This is a genomic window from Novosphingobium sp. HNCC26DJ243 (assembly GCF_057180545.1).
Map to the genome: position 1 here is coordinate 505,071 of NZ_JBXUGN010000001.1, position 12,186 is coordinate 517,256.

7 protein-coding genes are annotated in these 12,186 nt (G+C 62.1%); 1 reads left to right on the plus strand and 6 read right to left on the minus strand.

Annotated features, from left to right (window positions below; translation table 11 throughout):
- Positions 1-32 precede the first annotated feature (32 nt).
- The 5 genes from AC2A04_RS02505 to AC2A04_RS02525 form a co-directional block, all read right to left on the minus strand.
- Positions 33-2,174, minus strand: coding sequence for a catalase (locus AC2A04_RS02505; RefSeq protein ID WP_484210734.1), 2,142 nt, complete (start codon positions 2,172-2,174; stop codon positions 33-35).
- Positions 2,175-2,336: 162 nt separating this feature from the next.
- Positions 2,337-3,137: an outer membrane protein assembly factor BamD gene (locus AC2A04_RS02510; protein ID WP_484210735.1), complete on the minus strand. Its 801-nt coding sequence runs from the start codon at positions 3,135-3,137 to the stop codon at positions 2,337-2,339.
- Between the two features lie 52 nt (positions 3,138-3,189).
- Complete coding sequence (locus AC2A04_RS02515) at positions 3,190-3,624, minus strand: RrF2 family transcriptional regulator (protein ID WP_484210736.1); 435 nt, start codon at positions 3,622-3,624, stop codon at positions 3,190-3,192.
- Positions 3,625-3,775: 151 nt separating this feature from the next.
- The gene (locus AC2A04_RS02520) at positions 3,776-5,269 is read right to left on the minus strand and encodes a carboxylesterase/lipase family protein (RefSeq protein WP_484210737.1); all 1,494 of its coding nucleotides are present in this window, start codon (positions 5,267-5,269) and stop codon (positions 3,776-3,778) included.
- A 2-nt stretch (positions 5,270-5,271) separates the two neighbouring features.
- On the minus strand, positions 5,272-7,482 hold the full coding sequence (locus AC2A04_RS02525; RefSeq protein WP_484210738.1) for a beta-glucosidase: 2,211 nt from the start codon (positions 7,480-7,482) through the stop codon (positions 5,272-5,274).
- 311 nt (positions 7,483-7,793) lie between these two features.
- Between AC2A04_RS02525 and AC2A04_RS02530 the strand changes: the two genes are divergently transcribed.
- Positions 7,794-8,801, plus strand: a complete 1,008-nt coding sequence (locus AC2A04_RS02530; RefSeq protein WP_484210739.1) for a LacI family DNA-binding transcriptional regulator — start codon at positions 7,794-7,796, stop codon at positions 8,799-8,801.
- Here the strand turns inward: AC2A04_RS02530 and AC2A04_RS02535 are convergent.
- Complete coding sequence (locus tag AC2A04_RS02535; RefSeq protein WP_484210740.1) at positions 8,767-12,162, minus strand: glycosyl hydrolase; 3,396 nt, start codon at positions 12,160-12,162, stop codon at positions 8,767-8,769. The genes AC2A04_RS02530 and AC2A04_RS02535 overlap by 35 nt on opposite strands.
- Positions 12,163-12,186 lie beyond the last annotated feature (24 nt).

Below are 12,186 nucleotides of genomic sequence, written 5' to 3' on the forward strand. Positions count from 1 at the left end.
CCGGCAGATCATTGATCTGCCGGCCTGATTGCCTACGCCAGATCGCGGACCTTCGGCTCGCGGGCCCAGTGGCGCACGGGGCCTGTGGAGAGCAGTTCCTCGTTCGGGACCACGCCATCGTCGGGAAGGACGCCGGCCTTGTCGAGAATGATCTGCGTGCCCTTGCAGTGGGCAATGGTCTTGCAGTGGCCATAGGCATCCATGAACCATTGAACGGCTGCGCCCTGCTTTGCCAGTTCGGCTGCAGCGTCAGGCATGAGCACCGAGGCGACGGCGTCGAAGAGGACCGATGGCGAGCCGTCGAGCTTGCCGTGCGCCTTGAGCGTGCCACCCTTCACCGGAATGCCCCCGACCTTGGGCGCGACCAGAAACACGGTGCCACCGGCGTCCTCAACGCCCTTTGTCAGCGTGTCGATCATCGCCTTGTCCGAACCTTCGGCGAAGAGAATGCCGACCTTGCGGCCTTCGAAGGTGTTCATCGATTGCTTCTGGATCGAGAGCGCATCCGAAGTGGGCAGATCGACCGGCTCGCGCGCGGCAGGAGCTGCCGCGGGCAGGTCCATCGCGAGACCTGCAGCGACGCGGCCTGCCAGATCCTCATCGATATTCCGCAAGCGTGAAAGCACGCGCAGGCGGACATGCTCGAGCGTCACCTTCGACAGTTCGAACACCAGTGCCGATGCAATATGCGCTTGTTCGCTGGCGGTTTGTGACAGGTAGAACATCGTCGCCTGGCTGTAGTGATCGGCGAACAGCTCTGCACGAACGCGAACCTTCTCTGTCGGATCATTGCGTTCTGTATTTTCGCCGAAGGTGCTGAAGCCCGTTTCCGGCATGGCGCGGGGACCGGAGTCTTCACCCGCCTCATCAAGGCTGTTCGGTTCGTAATTCGCGCGGCCCGTGGGAACGAGCGTCTGCATCAGTCCATCGCGTTGCATGTTGTGGAAAGGGCATTTGGGTGCATTGATCGGGATCTGATGGAAATTGGTCGTGCCCAGACGCGATTTCTGCGTATCAAGATAGGAGAACAGGCGACCCTGAAGCAGAGGGTCGTTGCTGAAATCGATGCCGGGGATCACGTTGGTGGGCAGGAACGCCACCTGTTCGGTCTCGGCAAAGAAGTTGTCGACGTTGCGATTGAGCGTCATGCGCCCGACGATCTGCACCGGGACCTCCTCTTCGGGGATGAGCTTGGTTGCGTCGAGCACATCGTAAGGCTGCTTTGCCGCCCATTCCTCGTCAAAGACCTGAACGCCCAGATCCCAGGCGGGGAAGCTGCCTGAATCGATCGATTCGAACAGATCGCGGCGGTGGAAATCGGGATCTGCTCCGGCAATCTTGACCGCCTCGTCCCAGGCAAGCGATTCGATTCCCAACACCGGCTTCCAGTGGAATTTGACGAACTTGCCCTCGCCCGCCGCATTGACGAGGCGGAACGTGTGAACGCCAAACCCTTCCATGGTGCGTAGGGTGCGCGGGATCGCGCGGTCGGACATGGCCCACATGATCATGTGCATCGATTCGGGCATCAGGCCGATGAAGTCCCAGAAGGTATCGTGAGCACTGGCCGCCTGCGGATAGCCGCGATCGGCTTCCATCTTTACCGAATGCACGAGGTCGGGAAACTTGATTGCGTCCTGGATGAAGAACACCGGGATATTGTTACCGACAAGATCCCAGTTGCCCTCCTGCGTGTAGAGCTTGACCGCAAACCCGCGCACGTCACGCGGCGTATCGATCGAACCTGCACCACCGGCGACGGTCGAAAAGCGGACGAACACAGGACAAGTGGCACCGGCTTCCTGCAGGATTCCCGCCTTGGTCAGTTCGGGGATGGGGTTGGTGCATTCGAAAACGCCGTGTGCGCCCGAACCGCGCGCATGGACAATGCGCTCTGGGATGCGCTCGTGATCGAAGTGGAAGATCTTCTCACGAAGGATGAAATCTTCGAGCAGCGTCGGCCCGCGCTCGCCAGCCTTGAGGCTGTTCTGGTTGTCGGCGATCGCGTGGCCGAAGTTATCGGTCAAAACGGCTTTGCGATCTGCATCGGCACCAAGGTCCTGATGGGTTTCGCCGCCACTGCCTTCAGTAGTCTCGAAAGGAAACGCGCCTGCGCCTGGTTGGTGATCGCGAAGGGCATTTTCGGTGGCGGGAGTGGGTTTCGGCGTGGTCATTGGGCTCTCCGGTGGGGTCGGCAAAGATTCGCCGACCACGGGGTCGCCCATCAACGGTATGGGGCAATGCCGGTTCCGCTCCCGGCAATTGTTATGATGCCAAACAAAGAAAAAGACGCCCCCTCTCAGGAGCGCCTTTCGAATTGTTGGGAAATGCGGGCTTCAGATGGCCTGTGTGCCGGGCGCGTATTTGTTCATCAACTCGAACGAACGCTCGTACCACTTGCTGCCCGGGTAGTTGGTTCCAAGCACTGCTGCCGCCTTCTGTGCTTCGACCGGCAGGCCAAGCGAGAGATAGCTTTCGACGAGGCGATAGAGCGCTTCGGGCGCGTGGCTTGTGGTCTGGTACTTCTCTGCAACGGTGCGGAAGCGCATCGTACCGGCAAGCCACTTTCCGCTGCGCTGGTACATGCGGCCGATTTCCATCTCCTTGCCGGCAAGGTGATCGTTGATCAGGTCGATCTTCAGGCGGGCGTCGGCGGAGTAATCGGTGTTGGGATAGCGGCGGACCAGTTCGTTCATCGCGGTCAGCGCCTGCTGGGTGATCTTCTGGTCGCGCGTCACGTCGCTGATCTGCTCGTAATAGCAGAGCGCGACGAGGTAGTAGGCGTAGGGCGCGTCCTTGTTGCCTGGGTGGATCGAAAGGAAGCGCTGTGCCGACTGGACCGACTTGGAGTAATCGCGCGCTGCGTAGTAGCTGAAAGCGCTCATCAACTGGGCACGGCGGGCCCAGGGCGAATAGGGGTGCTGGCGCTCGACCTCGTCGAACAGCGCTGCTGCCTGCTTGGCATCGCCACGGTCAAGACGGTCCTTTGCGGCGGCATAAAGCGTGTCCACGTCACGCGCGACATAGGCAACATCCTTCTTGCCCTTGCTGCCCGAGCAGCCCGCGGTAAGCCCCATGGCAACGGTGGCGGCAGCGAAAACGGCGAGGCGCACAGGGCGGCGGACAAGAAGCGTCATGCCGACCCTATAGCCAGCAGGTTCCTGAACGCCAAGTGAAGGTTGCAGGGTTTCACACTTCTGCGAACGGTGGCTCGACCGCAATCGGATCGGCAAGGGTGATCCGGTCGAGAATCGCGGCGGTATCGTCACGCAACTGGAGCATAAGCCCGCGCAGGCGGCACTCGGCCTCGGGGAGGCAATTGTTGCAGTGTTCGTGCGCATTGCGGGCTGCGCAAGGCACCAGCGCAAGGCTTCCGCGCGTCAGCCGGATGATGTCGCCATAGCGGATATCGACCGGAGGCAAGGCAAGTTCATATCCCCCGTCCCGCCCGCGATGCGAGACGACGATACCTTCGCGCGCCATTTCAGAGAGAATGACTGTCAGGAACTTGCGGGGAATGTTCTGGGCTTCGGCGATCGCATCGAGCCGGATCGCGCCCTGACCCCAGGTGTCGGCCAGGTGTTGCAGGGCACGGATCGTGTAACGCGTCTTTTGCGAGAGCATGGAAAATAGATGAACGCTCGGACGCGAAAGTCAACGCGTCCGGTAGAATTACCTGTTCAGGATCGGATGTGTGTCGAAACGGAATCGTTATGCCTCCGCCCGTGAAGACGGAGGCATAACATAAAAATCCCTCGGTGCGACCCGTCGGGCTCTACTTTCCGTTCGCGATCAGACTTTCCACGAAATCGAGTCGCGCGCGATATGGATCTTCGACATGGTTTGCGCCTTTGACATCGATCACCATGACCCGCGTGTCTTCTGCCGTTGCCGCCGGCCAATCCGCGCCGGGCTTGCCGGTCCTGGCAAATTCGACCCAGAGCTTGTGCGTCGTCCTGGCGACCGCGGCTTCCTCGGCAATCATTGCCGGGTGCGTCCGCGCAGGAACGGTGTCGAACACGTAGGGCAGTTCGCTGGCGTGCGGCGCGCCGCCCATGGCCTTGCGCGGTTCCGGGTGGGCATAGGCGAAGCGATAGAGATAGGCTTGCTGGCCGCGCTTGGCGAGACTGCGCGCGACGGCACGGGCTGGCTCGATAAACGTGCGATCCGCGCTGGTCATCGTGCCCACAACTAGACCGGATTCGGTGCCCGCAGGATCATAGAGCTTGCGCGCCTCACCGGCCTTGTCGCCGTAGGTTGCGAAAATCTTGTCCTTGTCGGTGACGAAGGGAAAACCGTCAGCCGAGTTGGCGCCGACAATGACCGGGACGTTGGCGTAAAGTCCAGCCTGAATGCCAGAAATGCCTTCGCCCAGAATTGTCCTGCCATCGACCATCGGCCCCGAATAATCAGGCTTGCCCATCGTCATCATCGAGAGGTCGCCAGTGACCTTTTCCGCAGGGATGGCCCGCAGGCCGGCCGCGTCGAGTCCGGGGGCAAAAGTGTCGCCCGACTTTGCCGCAACGGCCATCGTGGGCATCGGGAGAGCGCGATCACGCCCACCGCCGCTTTCGATAATTGCCTTGCTGAAAAGGCCACGGGCGAGTGGCGACTGGAGGAGCATGTGCATCGACATGCCGCCTGCGCTCTCACCGAACACCGTCACATTGGCCGGATCGCCGCCGAAGGCTGCCACATTGGCCTGTACCCACTTGAGCGCAGCGATCTGGTCGAGGAAGCCGAAGTTCCCTCCGAACCCCTCAGCTGCAAGCCCAGGGTGCGCGAAGAACCCGAAACGACCGAGGCGGTAGTTGAGGCTGACGAGCACCACACCGTCGCGGGCAAAGTTTTCGCCGGAATAGACGCCGGGCGAGGACCCGCCGTTGACGAACCCGCCGCCATGAATCCACACCATGACCGGGAGCTTCGCGCCGGCCTTGGCGGCCGCGGGCTTCCAGACGTTGAGATAGAGGCAGTCTTCCGATGGGGTCGTCGTGATCGGCGCGGCGTCTGGCGGGAACGGCGCCTGTGCGCAGTCCGCACCATAGGCCGAGGCATCGCGCTCCCCGTTCCACGGTGCGACGGGCTGCGGCGCGCGCCAGCGGTTGTCACCAACCGGAGCGGCTGCATAGGGAATGCCCTTGAACGCGCTGACTGCGCCCGAAGTCACGCCCTTGACCGCGCCCGAACCGGTCGCGACCGTCTGGGCCTGTGCCGAACCCAGCATGAGACTTGCCCCGAAAAGCAGAGTTGCGATGCCTGCGCGCATGTTCAATCCTTCCACTTCTTGGCAGCGAACCTGACCTTGACCGGCGCGGACAGCGTTTCGGCATCCTTGCCAAGGGCGAAGGCATATTCGCCAGCAGGCAGAATCCAGCCCCCGTCCTTCCAGTCCGCCAGAACGCGCGGATCGAAGGTCACGCTCACCGACTTGGTGGCACCCGGCTCGAGGGTCACGCGCTGGAAGCCGACAAGGCGCTGCTTGGTTTCACCGTTGCGGCTGATCAGATAAAGCTGCGCGACTTCGTCACCAGAGCGGCTGCCGGTGTTCTTGACCGAGAAACTCGCGGTCATGCCCTTCACCTTGAGGCCAGTGCTTTCAAAGGTCGTGTAGGACAGGCCATGTCCGAACGGGAACAGGGCCTTCTGACCCTTGCGGGCAAACCAGCGATAGCCCACATCCGACCCTTCGATATCGTAATCGCTGTAGAGCTTGTCCTTGCCCGGCTCGGGATCGCCGGTGAAGTTGGGCTCGACCCAATCCGCGCCATCAAGCTTCGGACGAGGAAGCTGATCGACACTCGCCGGGAAGGTTACCGGCAGACGACCACCTGGGTTGGTCTCGCCGAAAAGGACCGACGCGATTGCCTGGCCACCGCGAGCGCCAGAATACCATGCCTCCAGAACGGCGGCCGTCTTGTCGAGCCAAGGCATGGCCACCGGCCCGCCGGTTTCCAGCACGACAATCGTGTTGGGATTTGCAGCCGCAACAGCGGCAATCAGCGCATCCTGACCATCGGGAAGCGAGAGATCGGGCTGGTCCTGCCCTTCGGTCCGCCATTCGGTAGCAAAGACGATCGCCACTTCGGCCTGCTTTGCCTTCTCAACCGCGTCGGCGATGTAGCGACCGTCGCGGAAAGTTACCGTAGCCTGCGGTGCCATTGCCTTGATGGCGGTAAGCGGCACCGAGCGATGGTAGGTCTGCTGCATCAGCGACGCGAACGGGCTGTCTCCGCCCAGCGAGCGGGTCGCGCCCGGACCGTCGGCGCTGTGCACGAGGCTTGAGCCAGACCCTGCAACGACGCCGCTGTCGGCATAGCCGCCGATGACGGCGATCGACTTCGCGGTCTTGGCCAGGGGCAGAACACCCTTGTTGCGCAGGAGGACGATGCCTTCCTTGGCGGTCTTTTCCGCGACCAGCGCATTCCTGGCCATGTCGATCGTCCCGCCAGCCTTTGTCGGGTTCTTGTCGAGTCCCGAAGCATAGATCGCGGTCAGAATGCGGCGGTTCATGTCGTCGAGCTTGGCGGCGTAGGCCGGATCGCTTGCCGCCTTCGCCTTGAGAACGTCACCGAAGAATACGCCCTTGTCGAGCTGTGCGCCCGACTGCTGGTCGAGACCGCCCAGGGCCGCCTCGACACCGGGAACCGCTCCCCAGTCGGACATCACGAAGCCCTTGTAACCCCATGACTGCTTGAGCACCTTGTTGAGCAGCCAGTCGTTGGCGCAGGCTTGCGCGCCGTGGACGCGGTTGTACGCGCACATGACCGAACCCGGCTTGCCCTGCTCGATACCGATCTGGAAGGCGAGCAGGTCGCTTTCACGCGCCGCGCCTTCGCTGATCTTCACGTCCACGTACTTGCGGCCAGTCTCCTGCCCATTGAGCGCGAAATGCTTGATGGTTGAAATGATGTTGTTCGACTGGACCCCGCGGATCGCAGCGCCGACGAGAATGCCCGACAGGTAGGGATCTTCGGCGAGATACTCGAATGTGCGGCCATTGCGCGGATCGCGCATAAGATTGACGCCACCTGCAAGGAGCACGTTGAAGCCCTTGGCGCGAGCCTCTGCACCGGCCATTGCGCCGCCTTCGTAAAGCACCTGTGGGTTCCAGGTAGCTGCCTGGGCAAGGCCAGATGGCAGGGCAGTTGCGCCATCCTTGCGGATGCCGCCAACCCATGAAACGCCAAGGCTTGCGTCGGTTTCGGTCAAGGCAGGAATACCAAGGCGCGGAATCCCGGGGATGTAGCCCGCGCCATAGATCGCGCCCTCAGGGATCACGGTGCCGGGGAAAAACGGCAGGGGCATGATTCCGTTGGTCAGGATCACCTTTTCGTCAGCAGTCATCTGCTTGACCGTGGCGGCTGCGCGTGCATCGGCTTTGACCACATCGACGGCAGGCGCCTGTTGTGCGTGGGCACCGCTTGCAGCAAGTGCAAGAACCGAGCAGGCGGCAAAGGTCAGGCGGCTGGCGAAGGTCATCAATTGCTCCCGTGTTTCGTACAGATGCGGGAGCGTGCGAAACGAGTGACGGCGTGCACGCCAAGTGCAACGCATTCGACCATCAACCGTCTTCACTCTCCCGATCGAGTCCGTTGACTCGTCGAGATAAAGGTTGAACATCATTGTCAGCGCTGTCAAGGTGGCTGGATGCTTGGCACGCCTCTTTTGCGGCCCGGTTTAACAAGGGCTGATGACTAAACCGCAAGATCGGCTAAAACGCCGCGAATATGACAAACGGCACGGACAGGATGAATTTGGCAGCGACAGGTCGGGGTACCGCTCACGCGACGATGGAAGACGTCGCCAATATGGCAGGTGTCTCACTCAAGAGCGTATCGCGCGTGATCAACGGCGAGCCGCACGTTTCCGTAAAGCTGCGCAGCAAGGTCGAGGTGGCGATTGCCGAATTGAACTATGTGCCTGACACGGCCGCGCGCTCTCTTGCCGGTTCGCGGGCTTTCATCATAGGCCTGTTGTTCGACAACCCCAGCCCGAACTACACGATCAAGATTCAGTCGGGCGTGTACGATGCCTGCAGCCTCAACCAGTTTCACCTTCGGATCGACAATATCGATTCCGTGGTCCCGCGCGACGTCCTCGAAGCGCAACTCTCCGCCATGCTGCGCAACAGTCGCTGCGACGGTTTCGTGCTCACCCCCCCATTGACCGACAATCTAGTCGTGCTCGATTACCTCGACCGCGTAGGTGTGCGCTATGTGCGGATCGCGCCCAACGTTGATCCTGGACGCTCGCCCGGAGTGGGGATCGATGACGCCGCAGGCGCTGCCGCTGTCGCGCGGCACCTCTGGGAGCTTGGCCATCGACGCTTTGCCATCGTGCGTGGCCCGGACACGCATGGCGCGGCCGGTCAGCGTGTTCAGGGATTCCTCGACGAATTGACCCGCCTCGGTCATTGCGATCCCGTGCTGGAAGCCGATGCAGGGTTCTCGTTCGAGCGCGGCATAACCGCCGGTGCCGAACTGCTGGCGCATAACCCCCGCCCCACCGCGATTTTCGCCGCCAACGACGACTCCGCTGCGGGTGTCATGGTGGCCTGCTCGCAGGCCGGCCTGAACGTGCCGCGCGATGTCTCCGTCTGCGGCTTCGACGACAGTTGGATCGCCAAGTCGGTTTGGCCCTATCTGACCACCGTCTATCAGCCAATCGAGGAAATGGGGCGCGCCGCGGCAATGCTCCTGCTTCGCCGCGACGATCCTGAAAACGTTCTCCACGAGATGGATTTCCACCTCGTGGTCAGGGACTCTACCGCTCCCCCGCCGACGCTGTCTCAAGCGTGACAGGACCGATCAGGCCGGAACGCCGCAAAGGTGCGTCGGCACTGTAGGTCGGCAGCGCGGTCCAGGTGACTTTCATCGCATTTGGCTGCTGGTCACCCACGAGCCGGTTTACCCAGAGATTGGCCACCTTGACCTCGACCCGGTTCACGCCCTTCGCAGCGGCGCGCGAAATGTCGACACGGTAAGGCTTGTGCCAGGCATAGCCTGCGTGCTTTCCGTTGATGGAAACTTCCGCAATTTCGCCCACTTCACCAAGGTTGAGCCAAAGCGGCTGGCCCACCTTCACCCCCTTGGGCAGGGTGAACGTGCTCGTATAGGTCGCAAGGCCCGAGAAGTACTTCACGCCCGGATCGGCCTGTTCGCTGAGCGATCCAAGCCGTGGCATGGGGACCGAGGCCGGAGCCCCGCGCCCTGGCTGGAACGCGACGTGCCAGGGCTTTGTCAGAGTGGCGGCGGTGACGGGCGCGATCTTCTTGATCGACAGAGAATCCGCCTTCGCCGGTTTGCGGAACACTACAAAAACCGAATCCTCGCTGTCGATCGTGAGTGGCACTATCGTCTGCCCGTTTTCGATGCGATAGGAGACCGCTTCGGTTTCGCCGGTATCGGCATGCCAGAGTTCAGGCTGCTTGCCGGCAACGCGGAAGCGGGCTTCCAGCATCTCGGGCGCTGCCTTGCGATTGTTGAGAAACCATGCATCACCATCGGCCAGCGCGCGATGAACGAACAGGACCTGCCCTCCATCGCTCATGCCTCCTAGAACGACATCAGGCGCGACACCCGATCCGGCCAGCGCCTCGTCGATTGCCACTGAATCGATGACCTTTCCGGCACCGATGCTGGTTGTTCCCTTGCCGGACCAAAGCTTGCCGACCAGCGCCGAAAACTCGGCCGAATCGTCCTTGAGCGATGGCGAACCGGCTGGAGGCCGCCCGACGAGGGTAGCGCCGGCTTCGACAAGGGCTGCCAGCCGCTTGAGCGTCGGCAGTGTCATCTTGTGCGAGGAACCGCCGAGCTGGATTGCCTTGTAGCGCGCACCGCCCTTGCTCACGATCTCGCCGTCTTTCACTTCGACAGCGTCAAACAGGGCATCGCGGTTGATAAAGTCGTAGGCGTGGCGCTTGGGCGCATCGGAAATCGGAGCCTTGCCGTACAGTGCCGTCAACGGCCCTTCCTCACCATAGAAATAGGCGACGTCGGCGACGTTGCGGCCGGCTTGGAGCAGGAGCGAAGAGCGCGCCATGTAGTCGACCCAAGGGCGGGCGAGTTCTGCCCAGGCTTCGTGGCGGTTGAAGTACTGGCCGAAGATCATCAGCGACAGGCCGGGCACCTTGTCGTCCACGGGCTGGTGTACGGATGTGTGGACGACCGGACGGTTGACGCCGCTGGCAAACTCCAGATCGATGATCCGGCGCAACTCGTTGGGCGCATAGGCCCAGGGTGCAAGCGCCGAGGTCATCGATTCGGCTGCGACCAGATTTTGGCCGTAGATATGCGCCACCGAGGCCGCGCCCTTCATGTCGGCGACGTAACTGGGATTTGGACCGGTCTTGCGCGAAAACGTCCACAACGCTGCCATCGGCACATCGGCATGGCTGCGCATTGCGATGTCGTCGCCCAGCGAAGGGCGATTGTCCTCGAGCGCCTCACCATAGACTTTCAAGCCGTTCTCGTGCGCGACCTTGGCGACAGTACCATAGTGTTCGGACGCCATGAGATCGGCCAGAGTCTGGCGGTAATCATGCAGAAAGCGGTCGGAGTCCGTGCGACTTCCGATCAGCACGCCTGCGATCGTGGGCAGCCAGGGCGTGGGATCGTAGCCGCGCAGGCGCTTGAACTGCTCGACCATGCGGGGCGTCCAGTTCGCAGCACCCACCTCGATGGAATCGGTAAGGATCGCGCGCACGCCGCGCTTGCCGACGAGGTCCGCGCCCGCCGCATCCTTGTACATGCCGATATAGTGTTCGAGGTAGCGCCGCACCGCATCGCCATCGAACTTGTCGACTTCGAGGCCGGTCGCCTCGGGCGGTGCCGGATGGTTGGTCGTACCAAGCAGGCTCGCACCTAGGCGCACGACCCGCCAGTTGCCCTTTGGCGGGGTCCAATCGAGCGTGCCGTCAGATTTCATGCGCGCCGTAAGATCGATCACCTTGTTGGGATCAACGCCCGCAGCGGCAGCATCGGGCGTGCCGAGCGCGTAATAATCGGGAACGACAGCAAAGCCCGCCTTGCTTTCAAACTGGTCGACCGAGACATCGGATGAGAGACGGAACTGTTTAACGTCGAATGGTGCCTTGGCGGCAGCCGCCATCATCTCGAGAAATCCGCCGATTGGAGCAAGGCCGGGCGTCGGGTCGCCCATGTTCGAACCGTTGAACGGCAGCGGAACAAGAACCAGCCGGAACTGGCTCGCGGTCACAGCAGGAAAGCCCACTGTCGAAGGCGCAGCGGTCACAGGGAAGTCGGCGACTTTGCTCCAGGCTTGACCATCGGTGCTGGATTCCAGATGCATCTGCACGGTCGGACCCGAGAACGTGCCCTTGGCGCCCGGGATCGAAACGGTGGCGGAGCGGACCGTCTGCGGAGCAGCAAAGCTGGCAACAACAACCGTAGGTGAATCAGCGGAACCGCGGGCAAGCGATACGCCCGACGTAAGGCTGCCGTCCGACAAGGCCGCTGCGTCGAGTGGCTTGCCGCCTGCCGAATATGCGGGAAGAGGCAACGGCTTGCCCTCATCCGGGATGGCAAGCACCGCTATATCGCTGTAAAGTTCCGGCGCCTTGAAGCCATGCCCGCCAGCGAGGGCGGCCAGAGGATCCACATCCGGCATGTCAAGGAACGGGCCAGTGTTGACCGGAGGCATTGGCACCTTTCCCTTGAAGGGCTTGCCGCCCTTCACCAGCACCTCACTCCACACGACCTTCTTGAGGCCGTCCTCGCCTTTCACCCAAGGGCCGCCTGTTTCCGACCAACCCGGCGAGGCCGCAATCGCCAGTTCGAGCCCGAGCCGGTCCGCTTCGGTTGCGGCAAAGCGGAAGGCGTCCTTCCATTCCGGAGTCATGTACACCAGTCGCTTGTCCACGATCTGGGGCGTATCGAGGCCGGCGTCGAAGTTCTGAAGGCCCCCGATGCCGACACGCTTCATCCACGCCAGGTCCTTGGCGATGCCGTCCTTGGTAACGTTGCCGTTCATCCAGTGCCACCAGACGCGCGGGCGAGCCTCATTCGGCGGATCCAAAAACTGCTTTTCGAGTGTCGGTTCGGCAGTTGCAGGAGCAATCTCTTCCGCAAAGACAGCAGGCGTCAGCAGGGTTGTGCTGACTATAAGGCTTGCGACCGACAGGCCCTTGCGAATGCTCATGATGCTCTCTCTCCGGAATTTTTC